The sequence below is a fragment of the Methylobacterium sp. V23 genome, assembly GCF_002917135.1.
Classification (GTDB): domain Bacteria; phylum Pseudomonadota; class Alphaproteobacteria; order Rhizobiales; family Beijerinckiaceae; genus Methylobacterium.
In genome coordinates, this window is record NZ_PDHT01000028.1 from 12,661 (window position 1) to 26,165 (window position 13,505).

Sequence of the window (13,505 nt, forward strand, 5' to 3'; positions counted from 1 at the left end):
AAGCAAAGGGTGCCGGGCGGGTTAACCATCCTCAAAGGCTGGTTAACAATTCATTAGCGTCCAAGGGAACTTTGGAGGAAACTACTGAGGCGGGCAGGTGCCCGCCTACGTACCCTCGAGCACTTCCTCATGCGTCTGCTTGCTCCCAGCTGGCTCCCCTCACGGCTGGCGGTATGCCTGTCTGTGGCTCTGATGCTGCTGGGGGTTGGTAGCGCGAGTGCGCACGTGAAGTGGTTCTGCGCCTACGATGTGGCTGGCCAGCCACGTGGTCTCGAACAGGTGCTCTGTGCCGAGTTCGAGTGGCTCGTCGGCCTGTCCCTCGTATGCCTGATGGCCGGCTGCCTGATGGAAGGCACACCGCTCGGAACGTACCTGCTCAACGCTCTCGACCGGGTGACGGCTCGGCTGCGGGCGGACACGACCCTGCTGGTCCGAGCCACGCTGGGCTTCTTCTTCGTGTCGCTTTGGAACCTCGGTGGTATCATTCTCACACCTGAGCTGAAGACCGACCTCTCCTGGATCCCGTGGCTGCAGCTCGGCATCGCGACGATGCTGATCTGGAAGCAGACGCTCCCCCTCGCCGCCCTTGGCATCGTGTTCCTGTTCGGCTTTGCCACCTGGAACTACGGCGCCTTCCACCTGGCCGACTACCCAGTCTTCCTCGGCATTGCCGCCTACCTGACACTCGTCAGCTTCGACCGCACATTGTTTGGCCTGCGTCCCCTCGACGTGGTGCGGTTGAGCGCCGCCGTCACCCTGATGTGGGCCTCCGTCGAGAAGTGGGCCTACCCGCACTGGACCGATCCGCTGCTGGCAGCCAAGCCCGAGATGACAATGGGTTTTTCGAACGAGCTGTTCATGAATGCGGCCGGCGTGATCGAGTTCACCCTCGCCTTCGCGCTGATCTGGACCCCACTGGTGCGCCGGATGAGTGCGATCATCCTGACCGCGGTCTTCGTCTCGGCGGTGTTCGAGTTCGGCAAGGTCGATGCGATCGGTCACTCCGGCATCATCGTCGTGCTGCTCGGTATCGCTGCTGACGATGCGCGTGTCGCAGTGAGAGCCCGAAGCACCATGCTGGTGCCTGCCTACTATGGCGCTGCGCTCGCGACATTTCTCGTTATATACTATACGAGTCACGCAGTTCTCTACGCTACCATCAGCGGCATGCCGCTCATCTGAGAAACCATGAAAATGCATCCCTGAGTGAAAGATCAGTCCACCCGAACAGTAAGCTTCATTTTTGGATGGACAGCGCACATTACGACGAAGGTACCTTTCTTTACAAACGTCGTGTCGATCCTGCTACCCGGCGCTTGGTCTCCCGTATCAAAGCTGAATTCATTAGTATCAAGATAGGCATGATGCACGAGATCACCGTCATCGTTGATGAATGTGATGGTCCCACCTTGCTGTATGCGCGTTTCGCTTGGTTGGAACGTTCGACCTTTTTGGCTGATCGTGTAAGCCACGCTACCCAAGCCAGCAAGAGCTACGCTCGTAAGTACGGCAGAGATCGCTGCGAAGCCCGCGAAACCTATTACCGCGTGTTTCTGGTAAGCCATGAAGCGGGTGATGTTCATCGCAACGTGTCTCAAGCATCTAAACCGCAATGTCGAAGCAGTAGCAGAGGCTGAATAACAAGATGTAATTCTTGCGACCTAAGCTGCTCATAGAATTAACGAAAACCGAATCCTTTGGGCCGGTGCGACAGGCCTGGGCGCTGCTTGGGAACCGGACCCCGGCCTATTAAAGGGCTGGGGTTGACCCCAGCCTTAATGGCTTCAAGCAGCTTTGGGCTTCCGACCGCGGCGCTTCGGAGCCTCCGTTGACTCGGTCTCGTCCGACGCAACAGCTTGTGCAGCCGCCTTTGTCTGACCCTTCCGATTGTGACCCAGCCCGATGGTACGAGCCAGCTCAAAGCGCTGCGCTGAATAGCTGGCAGCGGTCATCGGGTAATCGGTAGGCAGGCCGTACTTCGCCCGGAAGGCCTCTGCCGAGAGGCCCCGAAGGGTTAGGTGTCCCATCTGGTTCGGCAGATGGGGGGTCAGTCACCGGATCAGCCACGTGCCGGTGTAGGTCACGGCGGCCGAGTAGATGGGATGCCCATCCTCGTCCGTCACCAGCACCGAGAAGGCTTGGTGCTCGCCGTCCTTGGGCACCTCGTGCGCTGCGATTTGGGGCAGGACCGATTTTGCGTGACGCGCGGCTTCCTGAGGACCCGGAAGGTCGGTGCCTTCGTCGTCGCGAAGTGTTCGGCCGTCGTGGATGTCAAAGAAGTAGCGAGGCACAGGGCTCTCCACGCGCAGCAGGCGGGAGCACACGGAGTCTCACAGGCGCGGAAGGCCGGGGGTATGGCCGCGATGCGCTATGTTATAGGCGCTGCCCCGACGAAATGTTTAACAAATGGGTGAAGTTTCCTGCTCGTTGCGAACGGTCGGGTACCTCACAGAGCGCGGGTAGGCGGAGCCTTCGGATGCAGGTGGAGGTAGTTTGGGTTGAAACCGGCATAGGCTTGGATGGCCGCCACGTTGGGTAGGGTGACACGCCGCTCCTTGAACACGACCAGCTTCAGGCGTCGCAGTTCCTGCAGCACCCGGTTGATGTGGACGTTCGAGAGCCCCGTTGCGTCGGCCAGATCAGTTTGGGTCAAAGGGAAGTGGTAGCTGTTCTCTGTTGCTAGGCCGACCGTCTGAAGGCGGATCAAGAATTCGCAGAACAGGTGGGCGACCCGCTGATCTGCAGAGCGACGACCCATGCTCACCAGCCACTCCCGCAGGATCGCCTCGTCGACCAAGCCAGCCCATTGTAAGGCGCGATTGAGGAGCGGGTGTTTGTCGGTGAGGTCGTTGATGACCGAGCGCGGGATCCGCACCACGTCGCAGGCGCTGATCGTTCCGATGCAGTGGTCCATCTCACCGAGGATCGATACGTTCAGGTCGCAGAAGTCTCCCGGGATGAGGAAGGCAACGATTGACCGCCCACCGCTCGGGAGTACCTTATAGCGGCCGGCGAAGCCTTTCTGGATCAAGTGGACATGATCCGGCACCTCCCCTTCTGAGATGAGCTCAGTTCGGGGTTGGATATCACGAAGACGTGCACTCGCTTCCGACAGAGCTGTTTCCTCGGCTCCTGAGAGTACGAAACGACGTCCAAGCTTTTGAATGAATGGATTGAGCATGTACCCTCCCGGGCCATGCCCTCGGCCAATGCGTCAGCCAACCATCCGTAATAGATAGATTTTTAAAAGTCGAACTCTCCCTTATTGTATCATTTTGTACAGAGCGGTGTGAAGAGGATCGTCGTTGACAGACCAGGACCTGCGATCTGAAACAAACAATCGGTCAATTGCTTTCGGCTCATGAAATCTGCCGGAAGGAGGCTGGACTGGTACGCTACTTCTTTGATTTTCCACGATGGGACCATGAAGCGCGAGGCAGTTGGGACCAAATGCGCAGCCCCCGCGGACATCTGCCACGAAGCGATGCGAGCGACTCCTAAAGTCGCTAAAGGCGAGGTTCCTATGGACGGGCAGAAGCAGTCTTACACGGTGCTCATTCGCAGCTCTGGGGCACGGGCTCACCGAGCAGCCTACAACCGGACCTTCCGGCCTTCTGCAAAGGGCCGATAGCAACCTGAACGATGTGTCAGGTTATCGTTCGTTTTCCAGACAAAACGCGCCGTCTGCATCCGACCCAACCCCGCCATATTGACGGATCCAAGTCGTACTCGAAAGCGGACACTCTTCACGACTCGCGTTGACGCCGGTCGTACCCGGGATCCAATGACCCGCGATGGGTGTCAGTCCATTGGCGGATGAATTGGATCTCATGCCTTGAGACGGGTTGAAGCTCATCGGGCTCCCGATGAGGTTCCCGTCGTGATGGGATCTGCCTGGCTGTTGTCTAGCTTGCGCAGCTCGGCGGCAATGTCCTGCAGGCTGGCGTCACCCTTTCGAAGTACGCGATCGGCCTCGGACAGGCGGTCACGCTCGGCCGCAGTGTTTTCTCAGCCTGGCTGAACGCTCAGTGCTTCACCGTCGCCAGGCTCGGCTTCAGATGTAAGAAACTCCGCTCGCCTGTGGCCACCTCAGCGATGTGGTCGATCGCGTTCAACAGTTCACCAAGGTTCTGGTCGGCCGATGGCTGAAGTAGGACACGTCGGGCAGTTGTGCGCCCGGCAATCAGCTGCGCTTCGGTCAGGGGATCAAAATCCGGGCGAACCCGTCGCTTCTGGTTCATCGATCTTCAGACTCGCTGATGGCTTCAGCAAGGAGTGCCAACCGCATGGTTAACGAAGGGTTATCCACTGCAGAGACCGGTCTCAGGCCACGGTCGCCAGTACGGCCGGGACAGCAGAGCGCGGGTGAGAGTACCCGCGCGTAGATCGCGGCCGGGCAGTTTCGCCCCAAGACCGGCGGACACGTAGGCAACCCGCTGGAATGGGCGCCGCCGCTCAGCTTCACCCCTTCAAGCAGGTGCTCATAAAGGTTCTGCGCTCGGACCCCTTCAAGCTTTTGGCCGAGGCGTCAGCGTTGCAGCTCTTCATCTTGGCCTGCTGAGGCGTCAGCTCCTTGGCCGGCGTTGCAGTTTTGCCGGCGAGACAGTCAGCCATGAAGCCCTTCCGCGCGCTGCCGGCCAGCTTCTGCGATCCCGCATCGACGTTGCAGCTCTTCATTCGCTCACGCTGAGCGCTTTGCGCAGCCGAAGGAGCTGGCGTCTGGGCGAACGTCGGAGCTGCGAGGCCGAGGATGATGGGCAGAACAAAGTTGAGTGAGCGCATCGCCTGGGTGCTCCGGATCAGGAGCTGGAGCGTAGCAGCGTTATGTGTCGCCCGAGAAATGGGTTCTGCATTTATCCCCCACATGGTGGCAGCAGGAGCGAGGACACCTCAGGGTCGGCAAGCGGTTGCCCGGCCCAAGCTCATTTCGTCGTAGTCCGTAGCCAGAGGCGGCAGCCTAACAGTTGCCGCCTCTCATCCAGGTCATTCTGCGGCAGCTGCCTTGCGCGGCCGTCCAGCGCGCTTCGGCTTCGCTTCAGCGGAAGCCGCCGAGACAGTCTCCTCCGGCTCTGCGGCCTTTGCCGCAGCCTTGGTCTGACTCTTCCGGCTGTTGCCGAGCCCCAGAGCGCGTGCGAGCTCAGAGCGCTGAGCCGAGTAGCTAGCTGCGGTCATCGGGTAGTCGGCAGAGAGGCCGTGCTTCGCTCGATATGCCTCGGGAGTCAGGCCGCGAAGTGTCAAATGCCGGCGTAGTGCCTTGTAGGGCTTGCCGTCCTCGAAGCTGATGAGTGCGCCCGGAGTAATCGACTTTTTGATTTGCGCCGGCGTCGGCTTCTCGACCTCGTCCTTCTGCGACGCCGCTGATCCGCCCGCAGCAAGGCCGCTGAGAGCAGTGTGTACGCTGGTAAGAAGGTTGGCCAGTTCGCTTACCGGAACAGGATTGTTCGACACGAAGGCTGACACGATGTCTGCGGTCAGCTCAATGTGGTCAGTCGGCATGTTCAGGGTGCTTTCGTCCATGTGGTGATCTCCTTCAGAAAAAATGATCACTCTCTAAGACGTGACGGTGCGCAATAATCAAGCCTCGATGTTCAAAGTCATTTATCAGGGTAGGCTTATCCACTGTACGACGCTGAACTTTGCCGAGAGCGTTGCCGTAATCCTTTCAGCGGTAACGGCAGCAATCCTTGATGGCCCATACGCGCTCTCAACTCATAGGGGACGGGACGCGGCTCTGCCTCTTCACTTGCATAGGCAATGCGGAGGGAAAGCGCTGTGAGTTCGAAGGCGAAGATATTATCCGGTGTCCTCAACGTCCCGCCGAAGGGTAAGCCTCTGGTCACGCCCCAGGTAACGGATGACCCTGCAGATGCCGGCCCGACTTCACCTGGTCGCGTCGAGCCTCCTGAGGACAAAGGCCCGGAAACGGGAGGATACGACGACCACTCGCCGAGCTAGCACCCGACCAATAAGGAGGGCGGCTACGGAGCAGGCTAAGGACTGGCCATGACAGATGCTGAACGCGACCGGTGGCGAGCCGCCGGCCTCAAGGCTGGTGAGCTCTATGGCGAAGAGTTAGCGACACTCATGCACGGCAAGAGCGTAGGTGACGCTCAGGTCCAAAATCTCATCGATCTGCTGGGGGTCAACCTGCAAGGCGAGGCACAGCGCTTTCGGGGGATGGAGATTCTAGAGGAGCTCATCGAGGAATACACTCGAGCGGCCGTTGAGAGCGTGATGCTACAGATGCACGCACTTCGCGTGGCTTCAGACGCTGACCTAGGATCGCGAGTCTGACATAGTTCATCTTCTCATATGCTGATGTCAGGAATGTCCTTGCCCTCGGTACGAGATCGCCATGTAATCAGCATTTCGGTTGGCCTGCCGAGCGGAGCCAGATGGTGACAGGTTCCGCTCAGCGGTAGGGACCGTGTTCACGGGGCCTGTCGCAAAGATTTTTGCCGCAGCAAAATATGCTCTCAGCGTGGGTGCACCCTGGTTCGATGAGAGGGTGTTGACCCCGTCAGACAGCTTCACTGGCTTCGGTGAAGCGGGCAAGCAGGCGATGCGTAGGCGTTGCAACGCCTTGTTCAGAGAAGATTATTTCGACCGACGAACGTTTGCGACAGGCCCATCAGGTTGGCTCAGGCACACATTAGGAGAGGGATCGCCGGATACTCACTATCGAGCGCCGCACGTTCGTACCGCAGGTCGAGCAGCTTCTCGTTCAGGTCAGCAAGGCGGGTCCGTTCTGACCAAGCGTTACCGTTCACCTCGATCAGGTCCAGCAACTGACGGTTCAATGTTTCCGCAACCTTCTCAGCCTCAGCGATGTAACGGTCTAGCAGCCAAGCTCGATCTGCTCTGTTCATAGCCGCAATACCTTTAATAGCCACCATCCCTAAAATTATTCAGATGTTATTATTTCGTAGGGCAGAGCTTAGAGTCGCAGCCTATCAGTTAAATTTTACTTAAGGACAATGAAAGGTAATTGATCCTATAATTAATATGATATATCAAACAATCGTAATTTATAGTTGGGCAGTAATAAAGCAGATGTGTTTCTAGTTGTCTATCAAATGTGGGTTGGTGAATGGATCGGCTGAAAATGCTGCAGACTTCCGAAACCCCAACCGCCCAACCCGGTTGAACCTTTGTCCCCCCTTGGCACCCCTTCGGCCTTTCGTTTGAGCAGAAGGAGGGTCGTGAACCCAAGCACCTCGCTGTAGCTTTCCCTACCTCTGTATCAGAGAGAGCGAACGAGCATGGCCTTGTCCCTAGCTGTAACCGAAGCAGCGACCTTCACGTTGGGCTGCGCTTTCATTCATACGCAGAGGCGACATGCGGAGCGTATCACCGACCTGCTGCTGGTCATGCTCTTCGCCGGATCCATGGTGCTAGCCCTTGACTGGGGCCTGGAGGGAGCAGCCGCTACGCCGAGTGCTGTCGACCTTTCAGCGGCTTTCACAGGGATCGGCGAATGATGTCTGGGTAGCGACCTTGGCGATGGGAGGCTCCTAGGCAGGTGCGATTTTGCATCATTCGTTGCTCAAGGGTTGCTCAGTGCCCTTGTAAATGCAGGATACTACGTAGTCGCGCCATTGAGGGGTCGCGGAGCAAACCCGAGGCCCGTTCATGCTCGCTTACGTCACGGTCCATCTCGCATGTCTAGCGATCTTCCTTGAACTCGCTGTGGGAGCCCCGTACTGGCCCGATGAGTGGACCGCGTCGCCTTGTGACTAGTAGCCAATAAGCCAGAGGGCTCCACGCCCGAGTAAACCCAGCCAAGCTAAGGTCACGAGCGCACCAAATCCTAGAACGAGTACAGCAGCGTAGTCCCGAGGCGGCTTGCTCACGGCTGGGATAATTTGGCCGTCAGTGATGGCGTGGTCAGACATCGGCTCTCCCCGTCTGGATTTTATCAGCCCCGCAATGGCTAGGGTTACGAAAAGGTTCCCGGGAAAATTCAAAACGCATATCGGTGCGGATAACGTTCCGCGATGGCGTGGGGCCCCCGCAACTACATCTGATAAATCCGAGTCCCGCTGATTTGCTGGAAACTTCTGAGACACCAACCTTTTAGCCGGTTTCGCCTGAGTTCCCCCGGTGCCACCTCGCCCATGCCTTCGTTTGTGTAGGAGGAGGGTCTTGCGTGACAAGATAGGCTTCAGCCTCGCTTGCTCATGTTGCCGCCCATACTTTCGCAGCAGCAGCCCTTCTTGGCCTTCATGCCAGCGTGGTTCATCGCCATGTCGCTCTTCCCGCACATCGCAGCCTTACCCTTACTTCCACCACAGCAGCTCATGGCGAAGGCGGGTGCGGCAGTCAGGATGAGTAGGGTCACGGTGGCAGCGGCGAGCTTCTTCATCGGGGGTATCTCCATCAGAGTGTGCGGCACGGAAGGACCGTCCCTGAAACGCTCCATCAGCCTCGTTCGTCAGATCGTCTGCTCTCATTTGCTCACGGCATGGATTAGCCGAGCTTCGCCACCTGCGCGGCTTTTCGTGAGCCGCTTGCCTGAAGGCGACCCTGCCGTTCCGGCAGCTTCTTGGAGGGCTGTAACCTTTGCTTTCCCCGGAGTTCTAGCTCTTGAGTATTCGTGCGGGTCACGGATTTGACCCCTCCCCCTTGAGGTAAGGTTCGGCGGGCCAGCCGCATCCAGGCGGTCCACTCCTGCGACACGATCCGCACGACGTTCGACAGATTGCGCCATGCCGTCTGCGCCCGCTCCTCGATAGTGAGCAAACCCAGCGTGCGGGCCTGTCGCAGAGCGTTCTTCACGGTGCTGCGGCTCACGCCGGCAACCGCAGCAATGTGGTCGATGCACATCCGACAATCGTCGCGCCGGACGATCTCGCAAGCTACAACGGCGAGGACGGCGGTCTCTGCCAGGGTGAACCGTGTTGCGATGGCTGGGGGCAGCCGCCCAGAGGCGGCCCAGCGGCGTCGGCGCGCCATCGAGGCATCAGTGCGCGGTCGCGAGCCCACGGCCCTCCTGGGGGCTCCTATGAGCGTTGGAGCGACCTTTCGTGCCTCGATGAGGTTGGACAGCGCCTCGGCTTCAGTTTCTGTCACTTGCCCGGCGCCGAAGGCACGCCACAGCAGCGCTGCCACTTCAGGCAGTTTCACACGCGGCGCAACCTCAGCCGCTCGCCGGATTTCCTCAGCAAACATCGTCCTCAGCCCTGCTTGGGCCGCGGCAAAGCAAGGGCTTCCACGATGTGGATACCCGGCAAAAGGCAAAGCGCCATCGTCTCGGGAAGCGATCCCGATTGACTCCTGACTGGTGTTATGATGTCTGGGGAGTTGAAAAGCGGTCTCCCAGACCTCATCAATTTCGACGGCCTCACCCCTGCCAGGGTGGGGCCGTTGGCGTTTTGGGCTTAGGTCTTTCTCGCGGCGCTAATCCCTAATGGTGGTAGGCCCACGACTCGTCTCGAAGGGCGAACGCAGCCTAACATCCCATGTCGCGTGGCGGGCATGGTTAAGTCAACGGTAGCCCCGTCCCGATCCATCACCAGCAGGAAGGCGAGCACCATGACCAGCGATGACAGCGGCGATTAGGATCGTCGCGAAGCGAAGGCTGCGAAGCACCTGGAGAAGGCCCGCGAAGGAGGCGAGGCCAGAGCCGATTACGAGGCAACCCAGCGGGCCACCGAGGATAAGACAGTGCGCCTCAAGGCCCTTCGGCTCGCTAAGGAGCAGGCTGACAAGGAAGCGGACAAGAAGGTGGTCAAGAAGACACCCAAGATGACAGCCAAGAAGAGGTAGTCCAATCTCGCCCCCACCCGATTATTGCGAATGAAGAGCGGTATCATACTGCTATAAATCTTCTATCTTGCGCCTATCATGCGACCAGAAATCTAGCTGCCATCATATGCAGCCACAGCGCTTTCGAGGGCTTCCGCGATTGTGATGCGGCGGGTGTAGGCGATCCGCCGAAGGGCCTCGTGGGTCTCTGGCTTGATCCGGGTGGCGAACGGCTCGCGGCCGGTCTTGCGTAGGGTCCGCCCATCGACCTTGCCGGGGTCAAACGCGTGGGCGTCGTGTTTAGCCCGAGGCTCGGCTGGCGTGGGTTGAGCGGGTGCCGCCTGGGCAATCTCTTCAAGCACGGTGCCGACCTGGTCCTGATCTTCGTCGTTCTGCGCGGCCATCATCCGGGCCACGGCCTCGGCATCCATGCCGGCCTTGGTGGGGGACTTCGTGGACATCACAGGGTCTCCAAGCGAACACGGACGGCATCGGCGAGAGCGGCAAACTCAATGCCGGACGGGCTATCTCCCGGCACAGCCTCACCGGCCGAAAGGCTATCAACAACCACGGCCTTTAAGGTGATGGGAGGTGCCACCGGCTCGGTCAGACCGGCAAGGGTCGCAACCACATCCCGGCCCGATCCGGTGCGCCGGTCTACCCTGGACGGCACAACGAGGATATCCGGGCGCCCTCTCCCGCCGGCCTTCCGGTGTCGGCGCACGATCCCAACCGTTTCGGCCGCTCCCCGGATGTCGAGCATGCTCGCACCCACGGGGACCGACACAAGATCCGCGATTGCGAGCACCGCACCGAACGCTGGCCCGAGCGCTCCAGGCGCGTCGAGGATGACGAAGTCGACATCCGTGGAGCGGACAGCCTTCGTCCAGGCAGCGACGGCCTTGGCCTCGACCTCCTCAAGCAGGAGAGCTTGGACCGGAAACGGCAGCGCGCCGATCTCGGCAACTGCAGCAGCATGGCCGGCGGGATCCGCATCGAGCACGAGGACGCGATCACCCCGGCGCGCCATCACCGCCGCAAGGTTCAGCGCGATGGTGGTTTTACCCACGCCGCCCTTCGTGGATGCCAATCCAATCAGCTCTGCCATGATGCAATCTGCCCGTTTGATAGCGCAAATCTAGTCGCAAGACGCTATCTTTCATACGGCAATCAGGAGTCCACCTTACGGTTAACGTTCCGTAAACGAATAGCTGGACATATGCGGGTGCGGACGCTTTGATGCGTCCACGTCACACCTCAAAGGGCCCTGAGAGATGATCACCGCGACCTTCATCGGCATGATGACTGCGGCTCTGACGGCAGCGGTGGCTGGAGCGATCAGTGATCCAGGCGAGCGCTAATCTGATCCTTGTCGAGAGGCACAAGGCGGGCTCCTGCGGGTGGGCCAAAGTCCCGTACCCACCCTTATGTGACTGCTGCGCCACGCAAGATGTTTTTGGTTTGTTCCACAGCCTTTAAGCATGAAATCGATGGGGTAGCAGGGGCACATTGAGGAGCGCATCCGCTCCTGGTCCCATTCCATGTTGCTCACACCATCCGTCTTGCGCCGGCACCGCGAGATTGCCGCCGTGGTGCTGACTTACGGGATTTTCCTGAGCGCCATCCTGGTGCTGGCATGGGTGATGGCCTAACGACCCGCCGCTTCCCCGCACCCTGGACCGCCGTCGAGCTTGAGGAAGCGTTCCGCATCGAGGACGCGAACGGCTTTGCGGTCGCTTACGTCTATTACTGCGCCGACGCTGAGCGCCGAGCCTCAATGGCTGAGCGCATGTCGAAGGACGAAGCACGGCGGATCGCAATTGGGATTGCGGCGCTGCCGGACCTTCGAGCGGCCTTGCGGGATAAGGGCGGAAGCTGAGGCGGGGGAGGGCTGATGCAGACCGACCATCGCGCTGGGCGAGCAAAGCTCCCCCTCCCGAGCGTGGTGGCCGGTCCGCGATCAACATAACGATCAGTCAGCCTACGGGTTCGGCGTTCTGCCGCGTGGCGAAATACCTACGCCGACGCAGCCGTCCCATGAGTGCGACGCACCCGCCGATCGTTGTGGCAGCAGCCGACATCGTCGGAGCGGGCGCGATCACGCCTGGGATAGCGCCGCGAGAAGGGAGAGAGAGCCAACCAGCGCCGTACCCGTAAGCAGCAGGGCGAACTTATACGGCGCTACATGCGGTACGGGGTTGTCGTTCGCAGCTCGATGGAGCCAGCCGGACGAGCGGCGGTTCGGGACTCGATACGAAGGCACGGGCCGATCCGGGACTGACCTGCGAACACCAGAGGCACACATGCGATGTACCCTCCTAGCTATTAGTACCCAGGGTACGGCCGCCCTCACCTTCACGTCGAAGCCTGCGCCCTTGGCCCTCGTAAGCAGCGGATTAGCCGGCGCATCGCTTGCGGCGACGACGCCTCGCCGCGGCTGGGCAGAAGCGGTACCGGTGGTGGAATTAGGCCGAGCAGCGTCTCACACTAAACCCCGTTACGGCTTCGAACTTCCGGATCGGGGGTTGAGGCAACTTGGACTACGTTCGTTGTTGAGGTTTACGGAGCATGCTTTGCGCCCGTTCATGGTTCGCAACGTGAAGTCGGGTGTGCCACCCTCTAAAAAGTTCCGTACGCATCCCGATTTATTTAGCTGTGAAATTTTACTCGTCATTAATAAATCGGCCCGGATATTAGAGTGAAGCTGATGTATATTGGCAACATTTTGGAGATGTGCAATGTTGGAACGGAGGCGCCTTCCACGGCAACAATGCAATTTAGATGCCCGTATCTTCGTGCCGCGCTCAAGCACTCCAATCCCTTGTGTGATTACAGATATCTCAACCCACGGCAGCTTCGTGCGTACGCCCAAGCACAGCTCCATACCGGCGAACTTTGATCTCTCGATCGGTATGAGCAGCTTACCGCGTGCGTGCCGCATCGCTCGGCGCGAAGCGGACGGCTTTGGCGTTGAGTTTCTCGATCCTGTTCGCCACGAGGTCGAGGAGATCCTCACCGAGCATGCGTTCAAGGAGGAGCTGTTATTCGAGGCGATCAGCCCGGCTCTAAAGGGCGAAGCCACGATGACCAGGGTCCGCCTTCGTCAAACGGTGAACGCCATCATGGAGCTGATCGAGCGCCGTAATGCAATGAGTTGGCAGCACGCTACGCAGCCTGAACTTCTAGGGCAGCCGCACGAGCCCTGCCGGCGTCCCAGTATTGCAGCTTGAACGGACATCGACTGAGCGACGCAGCGCGACGACGTGGCAGTCCACCGATGTTGTTGGGCAGCGGGCGCTCAGACGCCTGCCAACGTGCTGACAGCAAAGGCAAGGGACAATGAGCGTCGAAGTGCCGGAACACGCCTTCTTCCAGGATGAGGCTTTGTTGGCCGCCGCCGAGGGGGCAAGCCAAGCCGTTCAGCTCCTGCTGGGCGAGCACGTGGACCCGGCTGTCGCGCAGTTGATTGCGGCCTACACGCTAGTGGCGTTCTCCTCCGCAGGTGGCTGCCAGGAGCCCTCACGCGGAACTTTAGAGGACCTTGTATCGGATCTGCATACGCCCTCTATAAACGCTTCCCACCTCAATTCCGAATGGCTCATTTAGCGGTGAAATTCTAGCGCTCGCATCCGCCTTAGGATGAGTGGGATCAATGGTTTAGTAGAAAAATAGATAGATTTAAGCGTCACCATGAAGCTATTTGACGCGTGTAAAGCATCAGGAAGCATGATTTGCGACGCTCGCTCTGACTATTTGCG

Annotated in this window: 16 protein-coding genes and 1 pseudogene; 5 read left to right on the top strand and 12 right to left on the bottom strand. The window is 59.5% G+C overall.

Annotated features, from left to right (window positions below; all coding sequences use genetic code 11):
- Positions 1–129: 129 nt before the first annotated feature.
- Positions 130–1,182: a hypothetical protein gene (locus CRT23_RS21285; protein ID WP_181017418.1), complete on the top strand. Its 1,053-nt coding sequence runs from the start codon at positions 130–132 to the stop codon at positions 1,180–1,182.
- Between the two features lie 32 nt (positions 1,183–1,214).
- Here the strand turns inward: CRT23_RS21285 and CRT23_RS21290 are convergent, their stop codons facing one another.
- The 7 genes and pseudogenes from CRT23_RS21290 to CRT23_RS21320 form a co-directional block, all read right to left on the bottom strand.
- Positions 1,215–1,583, bottom strand: a complete 369-nt coding sequence (locus CRT23_RS21290; protein ID WP_245436458.1) for a hypothetical protein — start codon at positions 1,581–1,583, stop codon at positions 1,215–1,217.
- A 201-nt stretch (positions 1,584–1,784) separates the two neighbouring features.
- Positions 1,785–2,021: pseudogene (locus tag CRT23_RS21295) on the bottom strand (MucR family transcriptional regulator); the annotation flags it as partial.
- Between the two features lie 30 nt (positions 2,022–2,051).
- The gene (locus tag CRT23_RS21300; RefSeq protein ID WP_103711684.1) at positions 2,052–2,291 is read right to left on the bottom strand and encodes a hypothetical protein; all 240 of its coding nucleotides are present in this window, start codon (positions 2,289–2,291) and stop codon (positions 2,052–2,054) included.
- A 155-nt stretch (positions 2,292–2,446) separates the two neighbouring features.
- Positions 2,447–3,181 carry a Crp/Fnr family transcriptional regulator gene (locus tag CRT23_RS21305; RefSeq protein WP_103711685.1) on the bottom strand — a complete coding sequence of 245 codons (735 nt, stop codon included), beginning with the start codon at positions 3,179–3,181 and terminating at the stop codon, positions 2,447–2,449.
- A gap of 844 nt (positions 3,182–4,025) precedes the next feature.
- A complete protein-coding gene (locus CRT23_RS21310; protein ID WP_103711686.1) occupies positions 4,026–4,241 on the bottom strand; it encodes a hypothetical protein in 216 nt (71 codons plus the stop codon).
- 220 nt (positions 4,242–4,461) lie between these two features.
- Positions 4,462–4,782, bottom strand: coding sequence for a PsiF family protein (locus CRT23_RS21315; RefSeq protein ID WP_103711687.1), 321 nt, complete (start codon positions 4,780–4,782; stop codon positions 4,462–4,464).
- Positions 4,783–4,983: 201 nt separating this feature from the next.
- A complete protein-coding gene (locus tag CRT23_RS21320) occupies positions 4,984–5,517 on the bottom strand; it encodes a MucR family transcriptional regulator (RefSeq protein ID WP_103711688.1) in 534 nt (177 codons plus the stop codon).
- Positions 5,518–6,003: 486 nt separating this feature from the next.
- On the opposite strand from CRT23_RS21320, the gene CRT23_RS21330 reads away from it, so the two are divergent.
- A complete protein-coding gene (locus CRT23_RS21330; protein WP_103711690.1) occupies positions 6,004–6,294 on the top strand; it encodes a hypothetical protein in 291 nt (96 codons plus the stop codon).
- Positions 6,295–6,641: 347 nt separating this feature from the next.
- On the opposite strand, the gene CRT23_RS21335 is transcribed toward CRT23_RS21330, so the two are convergent.
- The 5 genes from CRT23_RS21335 to CRT23_RS21360 form a co-directional block, all read right to left on the bottom strand.
- The gene (locus CRT23_RS21335) at positions 6,642–6,896 is read right to left on the bottom strand and encodes a hypothetical protein (RefSeq protein WP_103711691.1); all 255 of its coding nucleotides are present in this window, start codon (positions 6,894–6,896) and stop codon (positions 6,642–6,644) included.
- 1,268 nt (positions 6,897–8,164) lie between these two features.
- Entirely contained in the window at positions 8,165–8,365 is a 201-nt protein-coding gene (locus CRT23_RS21345; RefSeq protein ID WP_103711728.1) for a hypothetical protein, read from the bottom strand.
- A gap of 104 nt (positions 8,366–8,469) precedes the next feature.
- Positions 8,470–9,171, bottom strand: a complete 702-nt coding sequence (locus CRT23_RS21350) for a hypothetical protein (protein ID WP_103711693.1) — start codon at positions 9,169–9,171, stop codon at positions 8,470–8,472.
- Positions 9,172–9,860: 689 nt separating this feature from the next.
- The gene (locus CRT23_RS21355) at positions 9,861–10,208 is read right to left on the bottom strand and encodes a hypothetical protein (RefSeq protein ID WP_103711694.1); all 348 of its coding nucleotides are present in this window, start codon (positions 10,206–10,208) and stop codon (positions 9,861–9,863) included.
- Entirely contained in the window at positions 10,208–10,855 is a 648-nt protein-coding gene (locus CRT23_RS21360) for a ParA family protein (protein WP_103711695.1), read from the bottom strand. Before CRT23_RS21360 ends, CRT23_RS21355 begins: the two co-directional genes overlap by 1 nt.
- Positions 10,856–11,383: 528 nt before the next feature.
- Here CRT23_RS21360 and CRT23_RS21365 point away from each other — a divergent pair.
- From CRT23_RS21365 to CRT23_RS21375, 3 genes are all read left to right on the top strand, one after another.
- Complete coding sequence (locus tag CRT23_RS21365; protein WP_103711696.1) at positions 11,384–11,626, top strand: hypothetical protein; 243 nt, start codon at positions 11,384–11,386, stop codon at positions 11,624–11,626.
- A gap of 859 nt (positions 11,627–12,485) precedes the next feature.
- Positions 12,486–12,977: a PilZ domain-containing protein gene (locus tag CRT23_RS21370; RefSeq protein WP_103711697.1), complete on the top strand. Its 492-nt coding sequence runs from the start codon at positions 12,486–12,488 to the stop codon at positions 12,975–12,977.
- A gap of 109 nt (positions 12,978–13,086) precedes the next feature.
- Positions 13,087–13,353 carry a hypothetical protein gene (locus tag CRT23_RS21375; protein WP_103711698.1) on the top strand — a complete coding sequence of 89 codons (267 nt, stop codon included), beginning with the start codon at positions 13,087–13,089 and terminating at the stop codon, positions 13,351–13,353.
- Positions 13,354–13,505 lie beyond the last annotated feature (152 nt).

Coding starts and splice junctions, on each gene's coding strand:
- CRT23_RS21285 (WP_181017418.1), top strand. CDS start 130: ATGCGTCTGCTTGCTCCCAGCTGGCTCCCCTCACGGCTGGCGGTATGC.
- CRT23_RS21290 (WP_245436458.1), bottom strand. CDS start 1,583: ATGAACATCACCCGCTTCATGGCTTACCAGAAACACGCGGTAATAGGT.
- CRT23_RS21305 (WP_103711685.1), bottom strand. CDS start 3,181: ATGCTCAATCCATTCATTCAAAAGCTTGGACGTCGTTTCGTACTCTCA.
- CRT23_RS21310 (WP_103711686.1), bottom strand. CDS start 4,241: ATGAACCAGAAGCGACGGGTTCGCCCGGATTTTGATCCCCTGACCGAA.
- CRT23_RS21315 (WP_103711687.1), bottom strand. CDS start 4,782: ATGCGCTCACTCAACTTTGTTCTGCCCATCATCCTCGGCCTCGCAGCT.
- CRT23_RS21320 (WP_103711688.1), bottom strand. CDS start 5,517: ATGGACGAAAGCACCCTGAACATGCCGACTGACCACATTGAGCTGACC.
- CRT23_RS21330 (WP_103711690.1), top strand. CDS start 6,004: ATGACAGATGCTGAACGCGACCGGTGGCGAGCCGCCGGCCTCAAGGCT.
- CRT23_RS21335 (WP_103711691.1), bottom strand. CDS start 6,896: ATGGTGGCTATTAAAGGTATTGCGGCTATGAACAGAGCAGATCGAGCT.
- CRT23_RS21345 (WP_103711728.1), bottom strand. CDS start 8,365: ATGAAGAAGCTCGCCGCTGCCACCGTGACCCTACTCATCCTGACTGCC.
- CRT23_RS21350 (WP_103711693.1), bottom strand. CDS start 9,171: ATGTTTGCTGAGGAAATCCGGCGAGCGGCTGAGGTTGCGCCGCGTGTG.
- CRT23_RS21355 (WP_103711694.1), bottom strand. CDS start 10,208: ATGTCCACGAAGTCCCCCACCAAGGCCGGCATGGATGCCGAGGCCGTG.
- CRT23_RS21360 (WP_103711695.1), bottom strand. CDS start 10,855: ATGGCAGAGCTGATTGGATTGGCATCCACGAAGGGCGGCGTGGGTAAA.
- CRT23_RS21365 (WP_103711696.1), top strand. CDS start 11,384: ATGGGTGATGGCCTAACGACCCGCCGCTTCCCCGCACCCTGGACCGCC.
- CRT23_RS21370 (WP_103711697.1), top strand. CDS start 12,486: ATGTTGGAACGGAGGCGCCTTCCACGGCAACAATGCAATTTAGATGCC.
- CRT23_RS21375 (WP_103711698.1), top strand. CDS start 13,087: ATGAGCGTCGAAGTGCCGGAACACGCCTTCTTCCAGGATGAGGCTTTG.